The organism is Ciceribacter sp. T2.26MG-112.2, from assembly GCF_900492205.1.
GTDB lineage: Bacteria > Pseudomonadota > Alphaproteobacteria > Rhizobiales > Rhizobiaceae > Allorhizobium > Allorhizobium naphthalenivorans_A.
In genome coordinates, this window is record NZ_UEYQ01000002.1 from 14,410 (window position 1) to 38,105 (window position 23,696).

Genomic DNA, 23,696 nt, shown 5'->3' on the forward strand with positions numbered 1-23,696 from the left:
AGGGTCTTCCATGCCCCAGATATTTTCTCTTGCCGACAGACTGTCGCGCATACTGGCCTTCGTCGGTGCCGTCGGCGTCATCCTGATGATGGTCCATGTCTGTGCCGACATCGTCGCACGCACGATCACCGGCGCTTCGTTGCCCGCCACGGTCGAAATCGTCTCCTATTACTACATGGTGCTCGTCGCCTTCCTGCCGCTGGCATGGGTCGAGCGCAGGGGCGGCATGATTTCGGTCGAACTGATCGAGTTCATGATGTCGCCGCGCATGATGAAGATCTCCGACGCCATGGTCGCCGCGCTCGGCACGGTCATCTATGCGGTGATGGCCTATGCGACCTGGATCACGGCAGTGAAGAACTACGTGACCGGCACCTTCGTCGTCGCGCTGCAGGTGAAAATCATCACCTGGCCCGGCTATTTCCTGCCGTCCATCGGCTTTGCGCTCGCGGCGGCCATCCTGGCCGTCCGCTTCCTTGAGATCACCACAGACAGCGTCGATGGAACGCGGGAGAGCGAGGCATGAGCGTCGAAACCGGTCTCTACGGCATCGGCATACTGGCGCTGCTCCTGCTCCTGCGGATACCCGTGGCGCTGGCGATGATCTCCGTCTCGTTCGGCGGCATCGCGTTTCTGCTCGGCTTCAAGCCCGCGCTCGGGATGATCACCTCGACGCCGTACAGTTTCGTGGCAAGCTGGACCATGAGCGCCGTGCCGATGTTCCTGCTGATGGGTTTCATCTCCTTTCACGCCGGGCTCACGACCAATCTCTTCGATGCGGCAAAGGCGATCCTCGGGCGGGTTCCCGGCGGGCTGGCGATTTCCTCGATCTTCGCCTGCACCGGCTTTGCCGCCGTCAGCGGCTCGTCGATCGCCTGTGCCGCCGCCATGGGCCGGATCGCCATCCCGGAAATGGTGGCTGCCGGCTATCGGCCGAGTTTTGCCGCAGGCGCACTTGCCGCCGGCGGCACGATCGGGGCGCTGATCCCGCCCTCTATCCTGATGATCGTCTACGGCGTCTTTGCCGAGACCTCGATCACGCAGATCTTTGTCGGCGGCATCGGCGTCGGCCTTCTGACCGCACTCTCCTATTGCATCGTCGTGCTTGTGGTCTGCTGGTTGAGGCCCGACATCGTGCCGCGCACGCTGACGGCCGTAGCGGGGGAGGGCGGCAACCGGGCGGCTATCCTGCGCATATGGCCGCTGCTCATCCTGGTGCTGCTGGTGTTCGGCGGGCTGTTCTCCGGCTATTTCACCGCGACGGAGGCGGGCGCGGTCGGTGCCGGAGGCGCGTTCCTGCTGTCGGCGATCACCGGCAAGCTCAGCATGCAGGTCGTACGCGTCTCGCTTTTGGAAACGCTGACCACCTGCGCATCGCTGTTCATCATCGGCATCGGCGCCTCGATGTTTACGCGCTTCCTGGGCGTGACCGGGCTCTCCTCCTTCATCGGCACCTTCGTCGCCGGTGCGGATCTCGGCTATGCCGAACTGATGACGATCATCGTGGTGATCTATCTCATTCTCGGCATGTTCATGGAGCCGTTCGGCGCCCTGCTGGTGACATTGCCGGTGCTGCTGCCGGTGCTCAAGGCCGAGGGGATCAGCCTCGTCTGGTTCGGCGTTCTGGTGGTCAAGCTCTTGGAGATCGGCATGATCACGCCGCCCGTGGGGCTCAATGTCTTCGTCATCAAGAACGTGGCGTCCCGTTATGTCACGGTGGTGCAGGTGTTCAAGGGCGTCACGCCCTTCATGCTGGCCGATCTGCTGGTGGTGATCCTGACGATCGCCTTCCCGGCGATTGTCCTCAGCCTGCCGCAATTGTTCTTCTGACGAAGCGCGGGACCGTTCGCTCTCAAGGGTTCCGGAAGGCGGGAGCGACACCGCCTTTCTCTTCTTTGGCCATGACCCCGGCGCCGGTCGGTCGCGCAAGACCGTCGCCGGATTGATACCATGATTTGGTTTGAGACGGTGGCTGCGGGGCGAGCGATCGAACGGCGCAGCCGGTCAGAGTTCCTTGCGCGAAAGCCTGCCCGGCGACGTGTTTTCCTGGCGGTCGGCCCAATCTCCCGCCTCCTTGATTCCACCGAGGGGAAAGATATGCAACTGCTCGATCAGGCTGTCGGGATTACTCGCCTTGTAGTCGGCGAGCCCTGCCACGACCTCGGTCGGCTCGTAAGGAACGAGAAGGCGCGTCACATCCATGGCCCGCTTCTGGAGCACCTTCAGGGACGGCCCGACCCCGCATGCAAGCGCATATTTGAGCAACGTCTGCAGTTTGGCCGGCCCGGCGATGCCGACATGGATCGGCAGCGTGACGCCGGCGCGCTGTATGCGCTCGGCCCAGTCCGTGACGGAGCGCGCGTCGAAAGCGAACTGGGTGACGATCGCCATACGGGCATCGGTTCTTGAGGCAAAGTCCTGTTTCCAGGCAAGCGCCTGGTCGACGCCACGCGTCGAGCCGTCCCGGTCGATGTCACGGTTTCCCTCGGGATGGCCGGCGATATGGAGCCGGTTAAATCCGTATCGATCGAACAAGCCGGTCTCCATCATCTGGATCGAGCTGTCGAGACTGCCCGCGGGTTCCGGCTGCCCCCCGCCCAAAAGCAAGGCCTCTTGAACGCCCGCTTCGTTGCGATAGCGCTTGATCCAGTCCTCCAGCGTTGCAGCATCAGGAATGCTGCGGGCCGGGAAGTGCGGCATGACCGGGAAGCCCTCTTCGTGCAGCCGGCGCGCGGTCGCGATCATGTCTTCAATCGGGGTTCCGGCGATGTGGGCGATATAGACGCGCGTTCCGGCGGGCAGGAGTGCCCTGAAGTCGTCGACCTTGGCCGCGGTGCGCGGCATGACCTCGATCGACCAGCCCCCGAGGAGGTCGCCCAGACCGGGAGATGACACTTGCCGGTTTGCGCGGCTTTTGAAATTCAGCAATGCCATCTTTTCCTCCCAAGACCCATGAATGTATACATCGAGCGAAGCCGGAAAATCAAGTGATGTCGATGAAAGGCCAATTTCTATGAGAAAAGTGAAGTCTTGGCGTTGCCTTGCCCGGTTCAAGACGTCATAAAAGAATACATTTTGGCGGCTGCATTCGGGAGGTGGCCGCTCGCGCGCAGTCGCGGTCGCGACAGGGAGGAAGCATGACCAATTATGTTTTGACGCTGCGCTGCAACAACCGCAGCGGCATCGTCGCTGCCGTGGCAACGCGTATTGCCGCCCATGGCGGCGACATATTCGAGGCGCACCAGTTCGACGATGGCGAGACCGGCATGTTCTTCATGCGCGTGGCTTTCTTCATGGCGGGACCGGTCGAGGCCTTCCGGACGGCTCTGGCGGAAGACGAGAAGGTCTATGGGCTGGATCTGTCGCTGCGCGTGGCGGGGCTGAAGCGCAAGGTGCTGCTGCTGGTCTCCAAGTTCGACCATTGCCTCGGAGACTTGCTTTACCGCATGCGGATCGGCGAGTTGAACATGGAAGTCGTCGGCATCATCGGCAACCATCCGCGCGAGGCGCTGAACCTGACGCTGATGGAGGGGATTGCCTATCACCACCTGCCGGTCACGCGGGAGACGAAGCCGGCGCAGGAGGCGCAGATCCGGGCCATCTTCGAGCAAACCGGCGCGGAACTTGTCGTGCTTGCACGTTACATGCAGGTGCTTTCAGACGAATTGTCGGCCTATCTGTCGGGCCGCTGCATCAACATCCATCATAGCTTCCTGCCCGGTTTCAAGGGCGCGAAGCCCTATCATCAGGCCCATGAGCGCGGCGTGAAGATGATCGGCGCCACCGCGCACTACGTGACCGGCCACCTCGACGAAGGTCCGATCATTTGCCAAGACGTCGAGGCCGTTACCCATGCCGACACGTCGGAAGACCTGGTTCGCAAGGGGCGCGACATCGAGCGCCGCGTGCTCGCCCGCGCGGTCGCCTGGCATCTGGAGGACCGCGTCCTGCTCAACAAGGGCAAGACGGTGGTCTTCGCGCGATAGAGGGAGAAGAGCGGAGTCCTAGCGGCGCAAGGTCATCGGATCGGCGATGCGGTGGGCCTGAAATGTTTCCGGCAGCGGCGTCAACTCGATCGAGGCGACGATGCCGGCCCTGTTGAAAGGGTCGCCCTCGGCAAAGGCGCGGGCCTGGGCGGGGTCGGCGGCCTCGAGGATGCCGAAGTTGCCGATGGAGGCACCATTCTCGTCGAGCAGCGCCGATCCGATGAGCACGGTCGCAGCCCCGTCGCCGCCGGATTGCACCCAGGAACGGTGCGCCGGTCGATGAGTGTCGCGAGCCGCATCTTGTCCCGCATGGTGCAGGCAGCGCATGAGGAAATACATAAGCTCAGCCTGCGTTTTCGAGCACGACCATGCCCGCACCCGTCATCGAGGCCGGCGCGTGATAGTGCTTGTGGAGCAGGTTTACCTGCGGGTTCATCGCGGCGCGCATGACCAGCCACATGATCAATTCCGCCCCTTCCGAACCGAACTGTTCGACATAGTCCTCACGGCTCATGGCCCGATAGGGTTCAGGGTTCGCGGCGATGCCGTCGAGCCAGGCGCGGTCCGCCGGCTGGTTGATGAAGCCGGCGCGGGCGCCCTGAAGCTGATGCGACAGGCCGCCGGTCCCCATGATGACAACCCGCTCGTCGCCGGGCCAGCTTTCGATTGCCTCCCGCAGGACGAGGCCCATGTCCCAGCAGCGTTGCGGGGTGGGGATCGGATACTGGATCGTGTTGACCCAGATCGGCAGAATCTTGACCGGCCAGTGCTCCAGTCGGCCGAAGAACAGTTCCATCGGGACCTGCAGGCCGTGGTCGACCTCGATTTCGCGGCAGACCAGCGGGTCGAAATGCCGCTCAACGAGCTTGTCGACGAAATGCCAGGAGAAGTCGACCGCTCCCTCGAAGGGCGGAATGGCGCGTGGACCCCAGCCCTCGTCCACCGGCTGGTAAGTCTCGGCGACACCGACGGCGAAGGTCGGCACCTTGTCGAGGAAGAAGGTATTGCCGTGGTCGTTGAAGATGACGACGGCGATGTCGGGTTTCGCGTCCCGCATCCACTGCTTGCCGAATTCGTAGCCGTCGAAGAAGGGTTTCCAGTCGGCGCTATCGCGCAGGCCCTTGTCGAGTGCCGCGCCAATCGAGGGGACGTGGCTCGTGCCGATGCCGCCGATGATCCTAGCCATTGCGTTTCTTCCCCAATCGTTCGTAGAGAAAATCGTCGTGCGACATGCCGGCCTGCGCCGCGCCGATCTGCGTGATCGGGGTCGGATCGACCGCCGCGATCTTCAAAATGAAGAACAGGTTGCCGCCCAGCCGCACCATCTCGTGCCAGTCGCGCCGCATCACGGCCGCCTTTTCCTCAGGCGTCAGGCCAAAGCGGTCGAGATAGGCTTCCTCATTGGCCTTGAAGGCCTCGCGATTGGCCGGCTGGCCAAGCGCCATGGCCATCTTGTTGATCCTGTAGCCGCGGATCGATCCCGCGCGATCGAATAGTGGCGTATCGGGTATGGCTTCCTTCTCGGGCGTCCTCCTGCCAAATCTGCGGTGGAGCCAGTCGCAGATGGCGCTGGCAACGTCCTCGGCGCGCTCCACCGGGGCAAAATGTCCAGCATGCTCGATGATGACCAGTTCGGCGTCCGGCACCACCTCGGCGATTTCCCGGTGCTGCGCGATGGGGCTCCAGCCGTCCTCACGCGCTGCAATGAGCAGGACCGGGCACTTGAAATTTGCCATATAGGCGCCGGCATCGGGGCGGTCGAGCAGGGCGCGGATCTGGCGCTCGTGCACGACGGGGCCGGCGCGCAGGACCATGGCTTTCAGGCGGCCAAGCAGTTCCGTGTCGTCCGTGCGGGAAGGGGCGAGCATCGGTGGCAGCCACTGGTCGGCCAGCGCCGCCATGTCGTGATTGCCCAGATCGATCATCTGCTGACGCTTGGCTTCTTCGCCCTCTCGCCTGGGCTGATAACCCGTGTTGGCAAGTACCAAGCCGCGAATGCGTTCCGGCGCCTGCCGCGCCATCTCCATCGCTACCCGTCCGCCCATCGAGTGACCAATGGCGATCAGATCGCCGTCGATCTCGTCAAGAATGCGCGAGGCCATGGTGGGTATCGAGGTGTTCCCTGTCACTTCGGCGTGACGGATCGGCATCACCGTCTTTGTGGCCTCGGCAATCGGCCCCCACACCGTCGAATCGGACAGCAGTCCGGGAATGTACACCAGCGTCGTCATAACCATGATCCTCCCGGGCAAACCTGCCGCGTGTATACAGTGAAGTCAAGTGAATGTATACATAATGCCGACAAAATTGCCGTGACATGCGAAAATCCGCGCCACTTTCGCGATCTCCCTCTCCTTTGTGAATACATGTGGAAAGGGCGGGCGGTGTGATTCCCAGGTGGCTTTTGTGATGTGCTGTAGCAATGCTATAGAATCCCAAGGAAAATGAGGTGTATTCATGAAGGTTTCCGAAGTCGCGACGCATGGCCGCCGGGCGGTGATCGAGTTGCGCGAGAAGATCGTCAGCGGCGAGTTGCCGGGCGGCACGCGTCTGTTCGAGGTGTCGCTGGCCGAGGTGCTGGATATTTCCCGCACGCCGGTTCGCGAGGCGCTGTCGCGGCTGGCCGAGGAAGGGCTTCTTGATCGGCTGCCCAATGGCGGATTTATCGTACGCCGCTTCGGCTATGCCGACGTGATCGATTCCATCGAATTGCGCGGCGTCATGGAGGGTACGGCGGCCCGGCTTGCGGCCGAACGCGGGGTGACGCCCGAAGCCCTGGCGCGGATCAGCGACGTTGTCGGGCGGTTGGACACCTGTTTCGGTCCGGGCGCGGACGAGGTTGATTTCGACACCTATGCCGACCTGAACGAGGAGTTTCATCACCAGCTTGCGGCCCTTTCGGGTAGCGACATCGTTCGGCGCGAGGTGGAGCGTGCCAGTTCGCTGCCCTTCGCGTCGCCGTCGGCCTTCCTTCCCAACAAGACGGAGATCGAGGCCTTCCGCCGATCCTTGCGCTCGGCCCAGGAGCAGCACCATGCCATGGTCGAGGCCATCGCTGCGCGCGAGGGGGCCCGTGCGGAATGGATCGCCCGCGAACATGCGCGGACCGCCCGGCACAATCTCGAATACATTTTCAGCCAGGACCCCGAACTGCTGCAGAAGATCCCGGGCCTGGCGCTCATCCATCGTTAGGCGAGCGGATCGCGGCAAGGACAAGGGGAGGGCGGCCTGAAGGCCGCCCTCGGCGTTTCCGGGTGTCTCGGCTTGGAAGAAAGGGGCTTGCATTCTCGTTCGTGATCGGCATTGATGTATACATCAATGGGCAATACTCAGGGAGGAGTACCATGGCCAATTCCAGTCTTCATGATGTTTTGGGTGAAAATCAGGATGCGGTGGGATTGCTGCGCAATTCCCAGGTTGGTATCTATGTATACCCTGTCGTCGCGGCCGAGTTCGCCAACTGGCGCTCGGAGCAGGCGGCCTGGCGCAATTCCGCCGTGCTCTTCGACCAGTCGCACCATATGGATGAACTGATCGTCGAGGGACCGGATGCGGAGAAGTTTCTCGCCCATCACGGCATCAATTCCTTCGCCAATTTCGGCCTTAATCGCGCAAAGCATTTCGTCCCGGTCACACCGAACGGCCACGTCATCGGCGACCACATCATCTTCCGCGAGCGCGAGGACAAGTTCATTCTGGTCGGCCGCGCGCCGACGTCCAACTGGCTGATGTTCTGCGCCGCCTACGGCAAGTGGAATGTGCGCCTAAAGCACGATCCGCGTTCGCCGTCGCGGCCGGAAGGGGAGCGTGTGCTGCGCACCCATTACCGCTACCAGATCCAGGGTCCCGACGCGCCGAAGGTCCTCGAGCAGATGAATGGCGGCCCCCTGCCGGAGATCAAGTTCTTCCACGTCGACTGGATCAATGTCGGGTCGAAGAAGGTGCAGGCTCTGCGCCATGGCATGTCGGGCGCTCCGGGTCTCGAGATCTGGGGTCCGTACGAGGACAAAGCCTATATTCTCTCCGTCATCCTCGAATCCGCCAAGGCCGCCAAAGTCGATCTCGTCCGCTGCGGCAGCCGCGCCTATTCGACCAACACGCTGGAATCCGGCTGGATCCCATCGCCGCTTCCAGGCATCTACACCGGTGACGGCATGCTGGCCGAGTACCGCAAGTGGCTCGGTGCAGACAGTTACGAGGCGACCGGCGCGATCGGCGGCTCCTTCGTCTCCGACAATATCGAGGACTATTACGTCAATCCGTTCGAACTCGGCTACGACTTCTATATCGGCTGGAAGAAGGACGACTTCGTCGGCAAGGCCGCGCTTGAACAGATGAAGGAGCGGAAGAACCGCAAGAAGGTCACCTTCGAGTGGAACCGCGAGGACGTGCTCAAGGTCATCGCCTCCGGCTTCGAGGACGGGCTGCCCTACAAGTGGATCGACTTCCCGCAGCCGAACTATGCCTCGACCAGCGCCGACATGGTGATGAAGGGTGATAAGATGATCGGCATGTCGATGTTCAATGGCTACAGCTTCAATGAACGCTGCATGCTGTCGCTCGGTGTCGTCGATCAGGATGTCGAAGAAGGCGACGTGCTGACGTTGATCTGGGGCGAGCCGGACGGCGGCTCGCGCAAGACCTCCATCGAGCCGCACCGGCAGGCCGAGATCCGCGTCCGCGTGGCGCCGACGCCCTATGCGCGCGAGGCCCGCGAGAACTACGCCGACAGTTGGCGCAAGCGGAAGGACTGAAGGTCCATTCACATGCAAGTCAGGCGGCTCCTTCTGGGGCCGCCATTTTCTGGACTGGTTCAGGGTTGGTTGGAAACAGAACCGTTTCATCCAGCCCTGAATCCTTTTGGCGGCTCGGAGGATCGCCTTCAGTCTCTTCGGGAGATCAGATGCTCAGATGGGCGTCGAGCGTCTCAGGCGAAGCCAGCAGCGCCGCCGACGTGTCGTGATAGACGATCGCGCCGCGCTCGAGGAAGACGACCTCGTCGGTGAGCGGCAATATCTTGCGCGCCTTTTGTTCGACGATGATGGCCGAGATCCCTTCGTCGGTGACGATGCGGCGCATTGCGGCCAGCAATTCGTCGACGATGATCGGCGCCAGTCCCTCCAGGGGTTCGTCCAGCAGCAGAAGCTTCGGATTGAGCATAAGCGCGCGCGCGACCGCCAGCATCTGCTGCTCTCCGCCGGAAAGCTGGTTGCCGAGATTGCGCCGGCGCTCCTGCAGGCGCGGGAACATGCCGAAGGCGCGCGCAAGCGTGAAAGGTCCGGGCCGGGCCGTCGCCGCCAGGTTTTCCTCCACGGTCAGCGAGCGGAAGATGTTGCGTTCCTGCGGCACCCAGCCGATGCCGAGCGCCGCCCGTTGTTCGGGGCGAAGCCGGGAAATGTCCCGGCCGGCGAGACGGATCGCCCCGGAATGATAGGTCGTGGTGCCGACGATGGTGTCGAGCAGCGTCGTCTTGCCGGCGCCGTTGCGGCCGAGCAGCGCCAGCGACTTGCCCTCCTCGAGGGCAAGCTCGATGTTGAACAGGACGCGTGCCTCGCGATATCCGGCCGACAGCCCTTCGATGCGCAGCAGTTCCGGCATCAGGCGTCCTCCCCGAGATAGATCGCCTTGACGTGGCGGTCCTTGGATATTTCCTCCACCGTGCCTTCGGCAAAGAGGCTGCCCGCCGCCAGAACCGAAATGCGGTCGGCAAAGGAAAAGACGAGGTCCATGTCGTGCTCGATCAGTACCACAGTGACGTCCGGCGGAAGGTCGCGGACGATCGACAGAACCTCATGGCGTTCCTCCTCCGGAACGCCCGCCGCCGGCTCGTCCAGCAGCAGCACCCTGGGGCGGGTGGCAATGGCGAGCGCGATCTCCAGCAGCCGCTGCTTTCCGTAGGGAAGGAGGGTTGTTGGGACGCCCATCGTATCGACCAGGCGGAACCGCTCCAGCAGTTGTGCCGCCTCGTCCGCCACGTCGCGGTCGCCCGACAGCGGCTTCCAGGCGCGCCAGCCGTGCCCTTTACGTTCACCGATCGCCAGCATCATCGATTCCAGCGGGGTGAAATCGCCGAAGAGCTGATTGATCTGGAAGGTGCGCGACAGGCCGCGACCGACGCGGGCATGCGCCGGCAGGTTGGTGATATCCTCGCCGCCAAGCAGGACCTGGCCGTTGCTGGGGGTGAGGGCCCCGGTGAGCAAATTGATCAACGTGGTCTTGCCGGCACCGTTCGGACCGATCAGGGCGTGCCGCGCGCCCTGCCGGACGCTGAGCGAGACGTCGTTGGTGGCCATGAAGGCTCCGAAGCGCTTGACCAGGTTGCGGGTTTCGAGGGCGACCGTCATGACGCGTCCTCCGCAGCCTGTTCTTTCGCCTTCAGCCGGCCGGCCGCACCGGGCAGATAGGTCCGCCAGCGACCGAGGCGCTCACGGCCGACGAAGACGATGATGATCAGGATGAGGCCGATCCAGAACATCCAGTATTGCGGGGTGATAACGGAGAGCCAATCGCGCAGCACCGAGAAGATCACCGCGCCGAATACGCCGCCATAGAGATAGCCGACCCCGCCGATCACCAGCACCAGAAGCACGTCGGCGGAGCGGTGGAAGGCCAGCACATCGGGCGAGACGAAGCTGGTCGTCTGGGTCAGAAGCGCGCCGGCGATGCCGGCATAGGCCGCAGAAATCGTGTAGATGACGACGATCCGGCGCGTGGGCGAGATGCCAAGCATGGAGGCGCGTCGCTGGTTGCGCTTGATCGCCTTCAGGGACAGGCCGAAGGGCGAGTTCACGATGCGGCGCGCGATGTAGGTCAGTGCCATCAGCACCACGAGCGCATAGATGTATCCGTTGCGGCCCCAGAGATCGAACTCGAACATTCCGAGAATCGGCGTGACCGTCACGCCGCTGAGGCCGTCCGCGCCGCCGGTCAGCCAGGTGGCCTGATTGGCAATCTCGGCGAGTAGCATGGCGACGCCGAAGGTCGTCATCAGCCGGGTGAGATCCGAGCCGCGCAGCACGAGGAAGCTGGTGACGAAGCCGAACGCCCCGCTGACCAGGCCCGCGACCACAAGACCAGTCACCGGCTCGGAAAAATAGTCGCGGGCGAACAGCCCGGCGGCATAGGCGCCCATGCCGAAGAAGGCGGTGTGGCCGAGCGAGACAATGCCGGCATAGCCAAGGATCAGGTCGAGCGAGATGGCGAAAAGCGCCAGGATGGCGATCTCGGTCAGGATCAGCATCTTGGAGGGCAGGAGGAAAATCATCGCCACCGCCAGCAGCCACAGGCCCACCTCCCAGAGGCGCCAGCGGTTCGTCTGCCTGAGGAACGCCTGTGCTGTCTCGACGGCGGAGGGAGGTGCGCCGGCGCTCATCGGCCGCCCTCGCGCGCGAACAGGCCATAGGGCCTCAGGATCAGCATGACGATCATCACCGCATAGATGATGAATGAGCCCAACTGCGGCACGTAATATTTACCTGCCACATCGGCGATGCCGAGCAGGAGCGCGGCAATGAACGGGCCGGTGATCGAGGAGGTGCCTCCCACCGTGACGACGATCATGAAATAGATGAGGAACTTGAGCGGGAAATTCGGATCGAGGCCGAGGAGGTCGACCCCGAGCGCACCGCCGAGGCCGGCAAGGCCGGAGCCGAGCGCAAACGTCAGCGCGAAGATCACCGAGACATTGATGCCCAGTCCACGCGCCACCCGCCCGTCGTCGACGGCGGCGCGCAACTGGCTGCCGAACCGGGTGCGCGTCAGCGCCAGTTGCAGCGCCACGGTGAGCACTGCGCAAAGCAAGATGATGAACAGCCTGTAGTGGCCGACGCCGACGCCGAGGAACTCGAAGCGTCCGCGCAGGAGCGGCGGCAGGTTGATCATCTGCTGTTGGCCACCCATGAAGTAGTCGACTGCGGCAATCGACATGAAGACCAGGCCGATCGAAAACAGGACCTGGTCGAGGTGTGATACGCCGTAGAGATGCCGATAGAGCGTCCGCTCCAGGATGGCCCCGGCGAGCGCGGTGACGAGGAAGGCGGCCGGCAGGCACCAATAGAAGGAAATGCCGTAGCGGTTCATCAGGATCACGGTGACGTAGCCGCCCGCCATGGCGAAGGCGCCATGGGCCAGGTTGACGAAGTTCATCAGGCCCAGCGTCAGCGACAGGCCGCAGGCAAGGACGAAGAGAAGCATGCCATAGGCGATGCCGTCGAACAGGATTGTCAGCATGATCACTCGCAAGGGCGTGGAGGGCCCGATCTCAGGCCCTCCACGCGGTTGTGGCGCTTAGTTGGCGTTCGGATCGCGGATCTTCTCGTAGGTCTTGAGCTCGACGTTATAGAGCTCGCCGTCCACTTTCTTGACTTCGCGGATGTAGATGTCCTGGACGATGTCGCGCGTGGCCGGGTCGATCGCGATCGGTCCGCGCGGGCTCATCCATTCCATGCCCTTCATCGCCTCGACGAGCTTCGTTCCGTCGGTGTCGCCACCGGTCTTCTCCAGTGCCGCATAGGCGAGGTGCATGGCATCATAGCCGCCGACCGACATGAAGTTGGGGCGCATGTTGTTGTTGGCCTTGCGCACCTGCTCGACGAAGGCCTTGTTTTCCGGGCTGTCGTGGTTGGCCGAGTAGAAATGGCCCGTCACCACGCCCATCGCCGGATCGCCGATGCCGTTCAGCAGATCGTCGTCCGTGACGTCGCCGGTGGCGATCAGCTTGATCCCCGCCTCCTTCAGCCCGCGATCGGTGAACTGCTTCATGAACAGCGAGCCGACGCCCGAGGGGACGAAAACGAAGACGGCGTCGGGTTTGGCGTCACGAACGCGCTGCAGGAAGGGGGCAAAGTCCGGATTCTGCAGCGGTACGCGAACCGCTTCGACGATCTCGCCGCCCTCCTTCTTGAACTGGTCGGTGAAACCCTTCTCGATGTCATGGCCGGGGCCGTAGTCCGTCACCAGCGTGACGACGCGCTTCAGGCCGTTCTCCACAGCCCAGGTCGCAACCGGCACCGCGGACTGGGGGCCGCCCATGCTGGTGCGGACAAAATAGTCCGACTGCTTCATGATCGCCGAGGTCGTTGCCGAGGTGATGATGGCCGGGACCTTGGCCTGGTTGAGCACCGGTGCCACCGACATGGCAAGCGGGGTCAGGCCGAAGCCTGTGAGCATGGATACCCCCTCGTTGACCACGAGTTCCTGGGCGATGCGTCTTGTCTGGTCGGCGGTGCCGGCATCGTCGCGCAGCACAAGTTCGATCTTCTTGCCGGCGACCGTGTCGCCATGCAAAGCCATGTAGGCGCGAACGCCTGCTTCGACCTGTCGGCCGGTCGAGGCGAAGGGGCCGGTCATCGGCAGGATAAGCCCAATCTTGACCGCGTCCTGCGCCAGTGCAGACCCCGCAGCCAGCATCGAAAGCAGAGTGCTGGCGATGAAAACTCTTCTCGTAACCATGTATACTCCTCCCGTTTGTCCCATCCCGCGCCCAGGCGCCGGATCCGCTGCAGTGCAAACGTTTCTCGTCACTCCCAAGACGAGATACTGTCGCACGAAAATCGCATGCTGGAGTTTATGTATACATAGATCGCGGACGGCCACAAGGCAAACGAGCCTGGCAGGCGGGCAAATTCGCCGGGTTAGGATAGCCCGGCAATTGCTTGGCCGTCTATCACCCGAATGTGATGGCGGCCGCATGGAGTGCCTCGGGTGAAGATGGCGGTGATCATGGCGGTACCGCCGCCGACATGGCCTGCTGCCATGTGGCGGATGCCGATCCATGTCTCGAACACGTGGTGGATCATAGCCTCGCGTTCAACGGTGATGTTGACAACGGTGTCCGGGCTGTTTCTATGCCTGCCGGCTACCGCGGCGTTCGCGGTTCGAAAGGTTGGCGACGAGATCGCCGAAGCGGTCGCCCTGAACCGCGACATGGCCGCGCAGAAGGATTCGAGCCTGTTCCGCGTCGCCGGCGAGGATCGCATCGATGACTTCGCCATGCTCCTTGAACGAGACCTTCATCCGGTTGCGGACCCGCAACTGGAGCCGACGATAGGGTCGAAGGCGGCGATGCATCGCCACGCACTGTTCCTCGAGGAAGTCGCTTCCGCTCGCCGCATAGATCGCCCGATGGAAAACCTCGTTCTCGTAGTAGTAGCGGTCGGTGTCTTCGCTTAACAGCGCTTCCCTGCATTTTTCATGGGCGGCCAGGAGTGCGTGGCGATCCTCTTCGGTGTGCCGGCGGGCGGCGAGCGCCCCCGCCATGCCCTCCAGTTCGGCCATGACCTCGAACATTTCGAAGACTCGTTGCGGCGCCGGATCCGCGACGACAGCTCCGCGCCGCGGTCGGATCTCGACAAAGCCGATGGCGCTCAACTGCATCAAGGCTTCGCGGATCGGCGTGCGTGACACGCCAAAGCGTGCGGCCAACTGCGTTTCGTCCAGTCGCTCGCCCGGCTCGAACTCACCGGCAACTATCCCGTTTTCTATCTCGTCGCGCAGCTTGAAGAAGATGTTCTCGCTCATTGCCCATCCGGTCCTGATCCTACGTCCGTCATTCTTGTATACGAGAAGGTTGACTTTGCACACAAGATAACGGCACTCTTATACCAGACCGGCTGGAGGGCCGGAATACCAGGGAGGAAAAAATGAAGCGTTTTCGACGGAATCTGATGGCATTCTCCGTGGCCGCTCTTGCCGGCCTGACAGCGTCAACAGCCCACGCACAGACCGTGCTCAAGGCATCGCACCAGTTCCCGGGCGGCAAGGGCGACATCCGCGACGAGATGGTGCAGATGATCGCAAGGGATGTGGCGGCCGCCAATGTCGATCTGGAAATCCAGGTCTTTCCAGGGTCCTCGCTCTACAAGCCGAACGACCAATGGAATGCCGTCACGCGCGGACTGCTCGACATGACCTCGTTCCCGCTCGACTATGCGTCCGGCCGTCATCCGATCTTCTCCGCGACGCTCATGCCCGGACTGGTCGGCAATTTCGATCGGGCCACGCGCCTCAACGATTCCGAGTTCATGATGGACATCAAGAAGGTGATCGAGGACGCGGGCGCGATCGTGATCGCGGATGCATGGCTTTCCGGCGCATTCGCTTCGAAGAAGAGCTGCATCACATCGCCGGACACGATCAAGGGACAGGTCATTCGCGCCGCCGGACCGGCGTTCGAGGAGATGCTGGTCGCAGCCGGCGCCTCTATTTCCTCGATGCCATCGTCGGAGATCTACACCGGCATGCAGACGGGCGTCCTGGATGCCGCCAATACATCCTCGGCGAGCTTCGTGTCCTATCGCCTTTTCGAACATGCCAAATGCCTGACTGCGCCGGGAGAGAACGCGCTCTGGTTCATGTATGAGCCGGTTCTCGTCTCCAAGAAAGTCTTCGACGGCCTGACGCCCGAGCAGCAGAAGGCAATCCTCGCCGCCGGCGAGAAGGCCGAAGCCTATTTCAACGAGGAGGTCCGCAAGGGCGATCAGTTGATGATCGACACCTACAAGAAGGCCGGCGTCGAAGTCGTGGAGATGTCGAAGCAGGATTATGACGCCTGGCTCGCTGTCGCCAGGGAGTCTTCCTACAAGAATTTCGCGGCGAATGTGCTGGATGGCGACAAGTTGATCGAGAAGGCCCTGGCCGTCGAATGATCAGGATGCGAGGCGGCGCGCCCCGGCGCGCTGCCTTCCCCTCCGCAACGAAGGATGTCCGAAATGGTCAAGACCTATATTCAGGTCGTCGGTAACCTGTCGCGCGCGCTCGCCGTCCTGTCGACCGCCATGGTTATCGCCGCGATGCTTGTCGTCTGCCAGATGATCCTGACACGCTATGTCTTCCGTCAGCCAACGATCTGGCAGACCGACTTCGTGGTGTTTTCCGCCACGGCCGCCATGTTCCTCGGCGCGCCCTATGTACTGATGAAGGGCGGGCATGTCGGCGTCGACGTGATCGAGATGCTGCTTGGCGACCGGGCGCGGGCGAAGTTGAAACTCATCGGCAGCTTTCTCGGCCTGCTGTTCTGTTTCTTCATGCTGATTGCGACATGGATCCAGTTTCATGAAGCCTGGCTCGGCAACTGGAAGCATTCGAGCGTCTGGGCGCCGCCGCTATGGATACCCCTGCTCGCCCTGCCGGTCGGCTTCGGCATGCTGTGTCTGCAATATGTCGCGCAGATACTTGTCCTGCTGTCGGGAGACGCGCAGCAGGTGCAAGGCCACGCGCCGCTCACTCCGGAGCTTCCAACCGGTGTTCTCGAAAATGACAGTCATTCGATGAAGGGATCGATCCGATGAGCCCGACCCTATCCGGCCTGCTGATCATCGCGGCCCTGTTCGTTCTGCTCGGAACCGGCATGCCGATCGCCTTCGCACTCGGCCTGGCCGCCTTCGCCGCGCTCTATCTGCAGAGCGGCCTGGATATTTTCTACATTCTCGGCGACACGATGTTTTCCGGCATCGCCAACCTCGCCTATGTCTCCATTCCGATGTTCGTGCTGATGGGGGCGGCCGTTGCGTCATCGCCCGCGGGCTCCGATCTTTACACCGCGCTCGATCGCTGGCTGAACCGTGTCCCGGGCGGGCTGGTGCTTTCCAATATCGGCGCGTGCGCGATATTTTCCGGCATGACCGGCTCGTCGCCCGCCACCTGCGCGGCGATCGGCAAGATGGGCATTCCGGAAATGCTGCGGCGCGGTTATCCTGCTTCCGTCGCCACGGGCTCGATCGCCGCGGGCGGAACACTCGGCATCCTCATTCCGCCCTCCGTCACGCTTATCGTCTATGGCATTGCGACCGAGACATCGATCGGTCGCCTGTTCATGGCGGGCGTCATCCCCGGCATCATGCTGACGGCCATGTTCATGGTTTGGGCGATCATCGACTGCAAGCGCAAGGGGTATGAGTTCGATGCCCGCGCGATCCGCTATACGTTCAAGGAACGGCTTTCCGGCCTGCCGCGCATCCTGCCGTTCCTCCTCATCATCGGCGGCACGCTCTACGTGCTCTATGGCGGCATTGCCACACCGTCCGAAGCCGCCGGGGCAGGCGCGCTTCTGACGCTTCTCGTCGTCATCATCGCCTACCGCCTGTTCCGTTTCCGCCCGATCGCCAACATCTTCGGTTCGGCGATGCGCGAAAGCGTCATGATCATGATGATCATGGCGGCGGCCGAGCTGTTCGCCTTCGCGCTTTCCTCGCTGTTCATCACCCAGACGATCGCCACCGCGATCGGCGACATGGAGGTCAACCGGTGGGTGCTGATGGCGGTCATCAACGTCTTCCTGCTCGTCTGCGGCATGTTCCTGCCGCCGGTGGCCGTCATCGTCATGACTGCGCCGATGCTGTTTCCGATCGTCACCCAGGCAGGCTTCGACCCCTACTGGTTCGCCATCGTGCTGACGATCAACATGGAGGTCGGGTTGATCACGCCGCCGATCGGTCTCAACCTCTTCGTCATCAACGCCATTGCGCCGACGATCAGGACAAAGGACATCCTCTGGGGTGCCTTGCCCTATGTGCTGGTGATGTTCCTCGCGATCCTCCTGCTTTGCATCTTCCCCGAGATCGCGACGTGGCTGCCCAACCGGATGCTGGGAGCGGTCGAATGAACACGACATCCTTCTTCGGTGACATGCTTCAAACCATCACCGATCGCGGTCGTCGCTTCCTGTCGTTTGGGCCGCGCGAGGATGAGGGCGATCCGCTCGGTCATATCGAGGCCCTGTGCGAGACCTTGCTCTCCAGCCGGGGTGAAGCCTCCGGCATGGCGCTGGCCAAGGACATCCTCGACCGCTGGCAGCGGTTCGATCCCTCCATGCAGCGCGAGTTCATGGGGATGCTGCTCCAGCGCTTCGGGCCGAGGACGGAGCGCCTGGAGGCCGCCATCGAGAGCTATCGCGCCAGTCAAAGCCCGGCGGCGCTGCTCGAACTGCACGTGGCGGCGGAACCTCGCCGGCAGGAATTGATCCGTCGTCTGAACCTGGCGCCGAACGGGATTGCCACGCTGGTCAGGATGCGCGAGGCCCTGCTCAAACTGAAGGTGGACGATCCCGATCTGGAGGCCGTCGATTCCGATTTCGCCCACCTGTTCGGGTCGTGGTTCAACCGGGGCTTTCTGGTCTTGCGGCCGGTGAGCTGGTCGACCCCAGCCGACATTCTGGAAAAGATCATCCGCTACGAGGCGGTGCATCACATCGGCGGATGGGAGGAATTGCGCCTGCGCCTCGCGCCGGAGGATCGTCGTTGCTTCGCCTTCTTCCATCCCCAACTGATCGACGATCCGCTGATCTTCGTCGAAGTGGCGCTGACGCGCGAAATCCCCGGCAACATCGCCGATCTCCTCAAGGAGGATCGTGGGCAGATCAAGGCCGCTGAGGCGACCACCGCCGTCTTCTATTCGATCTCGAACTGCCAGGAGGGCCTGCGCGGCATTTCCTTCGGCAATTTCCTGATCAAGCAGGTGGTTGAAGATCTCAGGCGTGAATTGCCGAAACTCGACACCTTTGTCACTCTATCGCCGGTGCCGGGCTTTGCGGGTTGGCTCTCACGGGAGCGCCAGTCGGAAGCCTCCGAGGCGCTGACACCGGCGGAGCGGTCCAGGCTTGCCGTCCTGGACGAGCCGGACTGGGCGGACCGACCGGACGTTGTCGCGGCCGTCCAGCCGGTGATGACGAGCGCGGCGGCCTGGTATTTTCTCAAGGCGCGCAATTCGAACGGCAAGGTCATCGATCCGGTGGCCCGGTTCCACCTTGGCAACGGCGCGCGCCTGGAACGGATCAATTTTCTCGGAGACCGATCGCCGAAGGCGATGCGCCAGGCCTACGGCCTGATGGTGAACTATCTCTACAAGCTGGACGACATCGAGACGAACCACGAAGCATTTGCCGGCCGTGGCGAGGTGGTGGCAGCGCAGGCGATCCGAAGGCTGGTGCCCCCCGACAGAAGCGTCCGCAACCCAGGCACGGCTACGCCCCTTCTCACCTCCAAACCATTTCCCCTCGACGCCGAACGAAAGAAAGACAACAAGGAGTTCACGCCATGAGCAACCATCTCTTCGATGCCATCCGCCTGGCCTTGCGCCCTGACGCGGTCTTCATTCTGGGCGCGGATGGTCGTTCGTGGACCTATGGCGACATGCTGGCGAAATCTGGCCGTTTCGCCTCCGCGCTCGACATGCTGGGGGTTCGGCCGGGCGATCGGGTGGCCGCCCAGGTGGAGAAGAGCCCCGAGGCGCTGATGCTCTATCTCGCCTGTATTCGCGTGGGGGCGGTCTATCTCCCGCTCAATACCGCCTATACGCTTGCGGAGCTGGACTATTTCATCGGTGATGCCGAGCCGCGCCTGGTCGTCTGCACACCGAGCGCAAGGGCTGGAATGGAGACGCTTGCCGTCAGCCATGGGGCGCATGTCGAAACGCTCGACGAAGCCGGGGGCGGCTCGATCGCCGAACTGGCGAGGGACGAAGCCGCCGATTTCCTCGACGCCGAGCGCGGGCCCGACGACCTTGCCGCGATTCTCTATACATCCGGCACGACCGGTCGCTCCAAGGGCGCGATGCTCACCCATGACAACCTGTTGTCGAACGCTGTCACGCTCCGCGACCACTGGCGCTTCACAGCGAACGACCGGCTGATCCACGCACTGCCGATCTTCCACACCCATGGCCTGTTCGTCGCGTCGAATGTCGTTCTTCTCTCCGGCGCCTCCATGTATTTCCTGCCGAAATTCGATGCCGACGAGGCACTTCGCCTGATGAAGACGGCGACGGTGATGATGGGAGTTCCGACCTTCTATGTTCGACTGACGCAGCATGAGGGTTTGACGCGCGAGGCGGCGGCGCACATGCGGCTTTTCATCTCCGGTTCGGCGCCGCTGCTCGCCGAGACGCACCGAAAGTTCGAAGCGATGACCGGTCATGCGATCCTCGAGCGCTACGGCATGACCGAGACCAACATGAACACGTCGAACCCCTATGACGGTGATCGGATCGCCGGCACGGTGGGCTTTCCATTGCCGGGCGTCTCGATCCGCGTCACCGATCCGGAAACGGGGGTACCCGTTGCCGATGGCGAGACCGGGATGATCGAAGTGAAAGGTCCGAACGTGTTCAAGGGCTATTGGCGAATGCCGGAAAAGACCGCAGCGGAGTTTCGCGCCGATGGTTTCTTCATCACCGGGGACCTCGGCAAGATCGACGAACGGGGCTATGTCCACATCGTCGGGCGAGGCAAGGACCTGGTGATTTCCGGCGGATACAATATCTATCCGAAGGAGGTCGAGACGGAGATCGACCAGATGCCCGGCGTCATCGAGACCGCCGTGATCGGGGTGGCGCATCCCGATTTCGGCGAAGGCGTCACGGCCGTCGTGGTCAGGAAGCCGGGTGCGGCGATCGACGAGCGCAGCATCCTCGACGGATTGAAGGATCGGCTGGCGCGCTACAAGCAGCCGAAACGGGTGATCTTCGTCGACGAGCTACCGCGCAACACGATGGGCAAGGTTCAGAAGAACGTGCTTCGCGATACTTACGCCGATCTGTATGCGCCGGCAGCGTCAGGGGAGGGTGCGAAAGCCCGGGGCTCCGCCTGACAGCGAAGTATCCCGCATCCCCGCCTAACCCAAAGGCTTGTAGGCGATCACGTCCATCTCGACCTTCACATCGACCATCATCGGCGACTGAACGGTCGAACGTGCCGGCGGATGATCGATGAAATGCCGTTGAAATACCGCGTTGAAGCTGGAGAAGTCGCGCGCGTCGTCGAGCCAGACATTGACCTTGATCACGTCCTCGAGCGTGCAACCGGCAAGCGCCAGCACGGTCTTGATGTTGGCAATCACCTGTTCGGTCTGCGCGACGATATTGCCGACGATGACCTCGCCGTCGACGGTCGGGACCTGGCCCGACACATAGACGAAATCACCGGCGCGGACGGCCTTGGCAAAGGGGCGGCGCTGGCCGCCGGCCTGTGCGTCGGCCACGTCGTAGCGGATAAGTCTGTTGCTGGTCATGGGGTCGCCTTTCTGTTGTCGATGGGGCGGGGGAGGCAGGAGCCGGCTTACGACATGTCTTGCACGAAGTGACCGGGCGAGACTTCCCGGTAAGTGCGCTTCGGCACGACGTAGTCGAAGGGCCGGACGGGGCTCTTGATCTCCTCCAAGAGTGGTGGTGGCGCGTGACCGCGGCGCGCCGGATCCGGGATCGGAACGGCCGAGATCAGGCGACGCGTATAGGGATGCTGCGGGTCGTCGAAGATTGCCGCACGGGGACCGATTTCGACGATCTCGCCGAGGAACATCACCGCCACGCGATGGCTCATCCGCTCCACCACGGCCATGTCGTGGGAAATGAAGAGATAGGCGAGGCCGTGCTTTTGCTGCAGGTCGAGCAAGAGGTTGGAAACCTGCGCCTTGACCGAAACGTCGAGTGCCGAGACCGCTTCGTCGGCGACGATGAACTTCGGATCGAGCGCGAGCGCCCGGGCGATCGAGATACGCTGACGCTGGCCGCCGGAGAACTCATGCGGATGTCGATCGGCCATGTTTGCGGAAAGGCCGACCTGTTCCAGCAGTTCGGCGACGCGCGCCTTGGCATCCCGTCGTCCCATCAAACCGTGGGCGAGGATCGGCTCGGCAATCGCGGAACCCACAGTGATGCGAGGATTGAGCGAGGCGAACGGGTCCTGGAAGATCATCTGCGAGGTGCGTCGCATTACGCGCAATTCGCGGGTGCCTGCCTTCGTCACATCCTGGCCGTCGATGACGATCGAACCGGCGGTGGGTGTGAGCAGCCGGATGATGGCGCGGCCTGTCGTCGACTTGCCGCAGCCGGATTCACCCACCAGTGAGAGCGTCTCGCCCGGCCGCAGATCAAAGGAGACATTCTCCACTGCATGAACGCGGCCCTTCGGCAAATCGAAACGGACGGCCAGATTGTCGACCTTGAGGATCGGTTCGACGGTGCGAGATACCGGGCTCATCTCGATCCCGTCCGTCGCCACCCCCGTTGCCGGATCGACCTCCGGGAAACGCTTCGGCGCGGCAGCCGAACCCATCGTGCCGAGGCGCGGGATCGAGGCGAGCAAAGACTTCGTGTAGACTTCCTTCGGTGATGCAAAGATCTGAGATGTCGGGCCGGTCTCGATCATGTCGCCACGGAACATGACCACTGTGCGATCGGCGATTTCGGCCACGACGCCCATATCGTGGGTAATGAACAATACGCCCATATTCTCCTCCCGCTGCAACTCGCGCAGCAGGTGAAGGATCTCTGCCTGGATGGTCACGTCGAGGGCCGTCGTCGGTTCGTCGGCGATCAAGAGCTTGGGACGACAGGCGAGCGCCATGGCGATCATCACGCGCTGGCGCATGCCGCCTGAGAATTTATGCGGATATTCATGGAGGCGTGTCTTGGCCGCGGGGATGCGTACCCGCTCCATCAACCGCACGGTCTCCGCCTCTGCCTCTTTCCACGACAGCGCGCGATGGAGCACCAGCGCCTCGGCGATCTGGTTGCCGATGGTGAAGATCGGATTGAGCGAGGTCATCGGCTCCTGGAAGATCATGCCGATCGAACCGCCGCGGACTTTCCGCATCTCGGCTTCGCTGGAGGTAAGCAGGTCCTTGCCGTCGAGGAGGATGCGGCCTTCCGTGCGCGAGCGGCCGGGCGGCAGAAGCCGCATGGTCGATAGGGCCGTGACGCTCTTGCCCGAACCGCTCTCGCCGACGATGGCAAGGGTCTCACCTGCATCGACATGCAGGCTGATGTTGCGGATGACCGCCTTCCAGCCTTCCGGCGTCTTGAACGAGGTCGTCAGGTTCTCGACCGAGAGCACCGGCCGAACCGTGGTCGTTTTTTCGCTCATGATCAGCTTTCCTTGGCCAGCCGGGGATCGACGAGATCGCGCAGGCCATCACCCAGCAATTGCAGGGAGAGAACTGAAAGCACGATGGCGAGACCGGGAAACACCATCAGCCACGAGGCGTTGTTCATGTATTCCCGGCCGGAAGCCAGCATCGTGCCCCAGGTCGGCATGTCGGTGGAAACGCCGACGCCGAGGAAGGACAGGCTTGCTTCCGCCAGCATCGCCGAAGCGAAGACGAAGGTTGCCTGAACCAGGATCGGGGAGGCCAGGTTGAGCAGAACGTGTCGGGCCAGAATCTGCCAGGTCGGCAGGCCCATGGCGACGGCTGCCTCGATGTATGGCAGTTCGCGCAGAACCAGGGTCGAGCCTCGGACGATACGGGCAAGACGCGGCGCATAGGTTATGCCGAGTGCCAGGATGACGGTCGACAGCGAGGGGCCGAGGGCGGCGACCAGCGCGATGGCGAGAAGGATGTCCGGGAACGACATCATCGCATCGAGCAGGCGCGAGATCGGCGCATCGAGGCTGCGGAAGAAGCCGGCGGTGACACCGAGGAACACGCCGAGAACAGTGGAGATGACGACGACGCCGAGGCTGACGAGCAACGATATCCGCCCGGCAAACATGGCGCGGGAAAAGATGTCACGGCCGAATTCGTCGGTGCCGAAGAAGTTGGTCATCGATGGCGGCTTCAACCTGTTGACGATCGAAAGCTTGTTCGGTTCGTAGGGTGCAACCCACGGCGCCAGAAGTGCAGCCAGCACCACCACCGCCAGAATGATTGCCCCGAGCAGGATCGCCCGGTTGCCGAGCAGGCGGCGAAGGCCGGAGACGAACGGCATGGAAACGGAGGCCAT

Annotated in this window: 23 protein-coding genes; 10 read left to right on the forward strand and 13 right to left on the reverse strand. The window is 62.8% G+C overall.

Annotation, left to right across the window (positions count from 1 at the left end):
• Positions 1–10 precede the first annotated feature (10 nt).
• Positions 11–526: a TRAP transporter small permease gene (locus tag DYZ14_RS03660; RefSeq protein ID WP_154719431.1), complete on the forward strand. Its 516-nt coding sequence runs from the start codon at positions 11–13 to the stop codon at positions 524–526.
• On the forward strand, positions 523–1,830 hold the full coding sequence (locus DYZ14_RS03665) for a TRAP transporter large permease (RefSeq protein WP_154719432.1): 1,308 nt from the start codon (positions 523–525) through the stop codon (positions 1,828–1,830). Before DYZ14_RS03660 ends, DYZ14_RS03665 begins: the two co-directional genes overlap by 4 nt.
• A gap of 174 nt (positions 1,831–2,004) precedes the next feature.
• Here the strand turns inward: DYZ14_RS03665 and DYZ14_RS03670 are convergent, their stop codons facing one another.
• Positions 2,005–2,934: a methylenetetrahydrofolate reductase gene (locus DYZ14_RS03670; protein WP_154719433.1), complete on the reverse strand. Its 930-nt coding sequence runs from the start codon at positions 2,932–2,934 to the stop codon at positions 2,005–2,007.
• A gap of 203 nt (positions 2,935–3,137) precedes the next feature.
• On the opposite strand from DYZ14_RS03670, the gene purU reads away from it, so the two are divergent.
• Positions 3,138–3,986: a formyltetrahydrofolate deformylase gene (gene purU, locus DYZ14_RS03675; protein ID WP_154719434.1), complete on the forward strand. Its 849-nt coding sequence runs from the start codon at positions 3,138–3,140 to the stop codon at positions 3,984–3,986.
• A gap of 18 nt (positions 3,987–4,004) precedes the next feature.
• Here purU and DYZ14_RS03680 read toward each other — a convergent pair whose 3' ends face one another.
• From DYZ14_RS03680 to DYZ14_RS03695, 3 genes are read right to left on the reverse strand one after another with little or no spacing between them, the layout of a single operon-like run.
• Positions 4,005–4,325: a YciI family protein gene (locus tag DYZ14_RS03680; protein WP_154719435.1), complete on the reverse strand. Its 321-nt coding sequence runs from the start codon at positions 4,323–4,325 to the stop codon at positions 4,005–4,007.
• Between the two features lie 4 nt (positions 4,326–4,329).
• Entirely contained in the window at positions 4,330–5,172 is an 843-nt protein-coding gene (locus tag DYZ14_RS03685; RefSeq protein ID WP_154719436.1) for a class III extradiol dioxygenase family protein, read from the reverse strand.
• Positions 5,165–6,217, reverse strand: a complete 1,053-nt coding sequence (locus DYZ14_RS03695) for an alpha/beta fold hydrolase (RefSeq protein WP_232365427.1) — start codon at positions 6,215–6,217, stop codon at positions 5,165–5,167. The genes DYZ14_RS03685 and DYZ14_RS03695 overlap by 8 nt, the downstream gene beginning before the upstream one ends.
• Before the next feature lie 226 nt (positions 6,218–6,443).
• On the opposite strand from DYZ14_RS03695, the gene DYZ14_RS03700 reads away from it, so the two are divergent.
• Positions 6,444–7,178 (forward strand): GntR family transcriptional regulator, encoded by a 735-nt coding sequence (locus tag DYZ14_RS03700; RefSeq protein ID WP_154719437.1) that lies wholly within the window; start codon positions 6,444–6,446, stop codon positions 7,176–7,178.
• 152 nt (positions 7,179–7,330) lie between these two features.
• Entirely contained in the window at positions 7,331–8,740 is a 1,410-nt protein-coding gene (gene ligM / locus DYZ14_RS03705) for a vanillate/3-O-methylgallate O-demethylase (protein WP_154719438.1), read from the forward strand.
• Positions 8,741–8,885: 145 nt separating this feature from the next.
• Here the strand turns inward: ligM and DYZ14_RS03710 are convergent, their stop codons facing one another.
• The 6 genes from DYZ14_RS03710 to DYZ14_RS03735 form a co-directional block, all read right to left on the reverse strand.
• Positions 8,886–9,584, reverse strand: a complete 699-nt coding sequence (locus tag DYZ14_RS03710; protein WP_154719439.1) for an ABC transporter ATP-binding protein — start codon at positions 9,582–9,584, stop codon at positions 8,886–8,888.
• Positions 9,584–10,330 carry an ABC transporter ATP-binding protein gene (locus DYZ14_RS03715; RefSeq protein ID WP_154719440.1) on the reverse strand — a complete coding sequence of 249 codons (747 nt, stop codon included), beginning with the start codon at positions 10,328–10,330 and terminating at the stop codon, positions 9,584–9,586. Before DYZ14_RS03715 ends, DYZ14_RS03710 begins: the two co-directional genes overlap by 1 nt.
• A complete protein-coding gene (locus DYZ14_RS03720; protein ID WP_154719441.1) occupies positions 10,327–11,358 on the reverse strand; it encodes a branched-chain amino acid ABC transporter permease in 1,032 nt (343 codons plus the stop codon). The genes DYZ14_RS03715 and DYZ14_RS03720 overlap by 4 nt, the downstream gene beginning before the upstream one ends.
• Positions 11,355–12,215: a branched-chain amino acid ABC transporter permease gene (locus DYZ14_RS03725; protein WP_154719442.1), complete on the reverse strand. Its 861-nt coding sequence runs from the start codon at positions 12,213–12,215 to the stop codon at positions 11,355–11,357. Before DYZ14_RS03725 ends, DYZ14_RS03720 begins: the two co-directional genes overlap by 4 nt.
• A 57-nt stretch (positions 12,216–12,272) precedes the next feature.
• Positions 12,273–13,436 carry an ABC transporter substrate-binding protein gene (locus tag DYZ14_RS03730; RefSeq protein WP_115671275.1) on the reverse strand — a complete coding sequence of 388 codons (1,164 nt, stop codon included), beginning with the start codon at positions 13,434–13,436 and terminating at the stop codon, positions 12,273–12,275.
• A gap of 393 nt (positions 13,437–13,829) precedes the next feature.
• Positions 13,830–14,504, reverse strand: a complete 675-nt coding sequence (locus DYZ14_RS03735; RefSeq protein WP_115671276.1) for a GntR family transcriptional regulator — start codon at positions 14,502–14,504, stop codon at positions 13,830–13,832.
• Between the two features lie 122 nt (positions 14,505–14,626).
• Here DYZ14_RS03735 and DYZ14_RS03740 point away from each other — a divergent pair, with 122 nt between their 5' ends.
• The 5 genes from DYZ14_RS03740 to DYZ14_RS03760 all read left to right on the forward strand — a co-directional run bounded on the left by DYZ14_RS03740 (position 14,627) and on the right by DYZ14_RS03760 (position 20,566).
• Entirely contained in the window at positions 14,627–15,631 is a 1,005-nt protein-coding gene (locus tag DYZ14_RS03740) for a TRAP transporter substrate-binding protein (protein ID WP_154719443.1), read from the forward strand.
• A gap of 63 nt (positions 15,632–15,694) precedes the next feature.
• Positions 15,695–16,273 (forward strand): TRAP transporter small permease subunit, encoded by a 579-nt coding sequence (locus DYZ14_RS03745; RefSeq protein WP_154719444.1) that lies wholly within the window; start codon positions 15,695–15,697, stop codon positions 16,271–16,273.
• Positions 16,270–17,586, forward strand: coding sequence for a TRAP transporter large permease (locus DYZ14_RS03750; RefSeq protein ID WP_154719445.1), 1,317 nt, complete (start codon positions 16,270–16,272; stop codon positions 17,584–17,586). The genes DYZ14_RS03745 and DYZ14_RS03750 overlap by 4 nt, the downstream gene beginning before the upstream one ends.
• Positions 17,583–19,019 (forward strand): malonyl-CoA decarboxylase, encoded by a 1,437-nt coding sequence (locus tag DYZ14_RS03755; RefSeq protein WP_154719446.1) that lies wholly within the window; start codon positions 17,583–17,585, stop codon positions 19,017–19,019. The genes DYZ14_RS03750 and DYZ14_RS03755 overlap by 4 nt, the downstream gene beginning before the upstream one ends.
• On the forward strand, positions 19,016–20,566 hold the full coding sequence (locus tag DYZ14_RS03760) for a malonate--CoA ligase (protein WP_154719447.1): 1,551 nt from the start codon (positions 19,016–19,018) through the stop codon (positions 20,564–20,566). Before DYZ14_RS03755 ends, DYZ14_RS03760 begins: the two co-directional genes overlap by 4 nt.
• 24 nt (positions 20,567–20,590) lie before the next feature.
• Here DYZ14_RS03760 and DYZ14_RS03765 read toward each other — a convergent pair whose 3' ends face one another.
• From DYZ14_RS03765 to DYZ14_RS03775, 3 genes are read right to left on the reverse strand one after another with little or no spacing between them, the layout of a single operon-like run.
• Positions 20,591–20,986 (reverse strand): RidA family protein, encoded by a 396-nt coding sequence (locus DYZ14_RS03765; RefSeq protein ID WP_154719448.1) that lies wholly within the window; start codon positions 20,984–20,986, stop codon positions 20,591–20,593.
• Positions 20,987–21,033: 47 nt separating this feature from the next.
• Positions 21,034–22,839 (reverse strand): ABC transporter ATP-binding protein, encoded by a 1,806-nt coding sequence (locus DYZ14_RS03770; protein ID WP_154719449.1) that lies wholly within the window; start codon positions 22,837–22,839, stop codon positions 21,034–21,036.
• 2 nt (positions 22,840–22,841) lie between these two features.
• The gene (locus DYZ14_RS03775; RefSeq protein WP_445292276.1) at positions 22,842–23,696 is read right to left on the reverse strand and encodes an ABC transporter permease; all 855 of its coding nucleotides are present in this window, start codon (positions 23,694–23,696) and stop codon (positions 22,842–22,844) included.

Bases quoted from the DNA above. Each gene is read 5' to 3' on its own strand.
- DYZ14_RS03660 (WP_154719431.1), top strand. From the start codon at position 11: ATGCCCCAGATATTTTCTCTTGCCGACAGACTGTCGCGCATACTGGCC.
- DYZ14_RS03665 (WP_154719432.1), top strand. From the start codon at position 523: ATGAGCGTCGAAACCGGTCTCTACGGCATCGGCATACTGGCGCTGCTC.
- DYZ14_RS03670 (WP_154719433.1), bottom strand. From the start codon at position 2,934: ATGGCATTGCTGAATTTCAAAAGCCGCGCAAACCGGCAAGTGTCATCT.
- purU (WP_154719434.1), top strand. From the start codon at position 3,138: ATGACCAATTATGTTTTGACGCTGCGCTGCAACAACCGCAGCGGCATC.
- DYZ14_RS03680 (WP_154719435.1), bottom strand. From the start codon at position 4,325: ATGTATTTCCTCATGCGCTGCCTGCACCATGCGGGACAAGATGCGGCT.
- DYZ14_RS03685 (WP_154719436.1), bottom strand. From the start codon at position 5,172: ATGGCTAGGATCATCGGCGGCATCGGCACGAGCCACGTCCCCTCGATT.
- DYZ14_RS03695 (WP_232365427.1), bottom strand. From the start codon at position 6,217: ATGACGACGCTGGTGTACATTCCCGGACTGCTGTCCGATTCGACGGTG.
- DYZ14_RS03700 (WP_154719437.1), top strand. From the start codon at position 6,444: ATGAAGGTTTCCGAAGTCGCGACGCATGGCCGCCGGGCGGTGATCGAG.
- ligM (WP_154719438.1), top strand. From the start codon at position 7,331: ATGGCCAATTCCAGTCTTCATGATGTTTTGGGTGAAAATCAGGATGCG.
- DYZ14_RS03710 (WP_154719439.1), bottom strand. From the start codon at position 9,584: ATGCCGGAACTGCTGCGCATCGAAGGGCTGTCGGCCGGATATCGCGAG.
- DYZ14_RS03715 (WP_154719440.1), bottom strand. From the start codon at position 10,330: ATGACGGTCGCCCTCGAAACCCGCAACCTGGTCAAGCGCTTCGGAGCC.
- DYZ14_RS03720 (WP_154719441.1), bottom strand. From the start codon at position 11,358: ATGAGCGCCGGCGCACCTCCCTCCGCCGTCGAGACAGCACAGGCGTTC.
- DYZ14_RS03725 (WP_154719442.1), bottom strand. From the start codon at position 12,215: ATGCTGACAATCCTGTTCGACGGCATCGCCTATGGCATGCTTCTCTTC.
- DYZ14_RS03730 (WP_115671275.1), bottom strand. From the start codon at position 13,436: ATGGTTACGAGAAGAGTTTTCATCGCCAGCACTCTGCTTTCGATGCTG.
- DYZ14_RS03735 (WP_115671276.1), bottom strand. From the start codon at position 14,504: ATGAGCGAGAACATCTTCTTCAAGCTGCGCGACGAGATAGAAAACGGG.
- DYZ14_RS03740 (WP_154719443.1), top strand. From the start codon at position 14,627: ATGAAGCGTTTTCGACGGAATCTGATGGCATTCTCCGTGGCCGCTCTT.
- DYZ14_RS03745 (WP_154719444.1), top strand. From the start codon at position 15,695: ATGGTCAAGACCTATATTCAGGTCGTCGGTAACCTGTCGCGCGCGCTC.
- DYZ14_RS03750 (WP_154719445.1), top strand. From the start codon at position 16,270: ATGAGCCCGACCCTATCCGGCCTGCTGATCATCGCGGCCCTGTTCGTT.
- DYZ14_RS03755 (WP_154719446.1), top strand. From the start codon at position 17,583: ATGAACACGACATCCTTCTTCGGTGACATGCTTCAAACCATCACCGAT.
- DYZ14_RS03760 (WP_154719447.1), top strand. From the start codon at position 19,016: ATGAGCAACCATCTCTTCGATGCCATCCGCCTGGCCTTGCGCCCTGAC.
- DYZ14_RS03765 (WP_154719448.1), bottom strand. From the start codon at position 20,986: ATGACCAGCAACAGACTTATCCGCTACGACGTGGCCGACGCACAGGCC.
- DYZ14_RS03770 (WP_154719449.1), bottom strand. From the start codon at position 22,839: ATGAGCGAAAAAACGACCACGGTTCGGCCGGTGCTCTCGGTCGAGAAC.
- DYZ14_RS03775 (WP_445292276.1), bottom strand. From the start codon at position 23,696: ATGGCCTCCGTTTCCATGCCGTTCGTCTCCGGCCTTCGCCGCCTGCTC.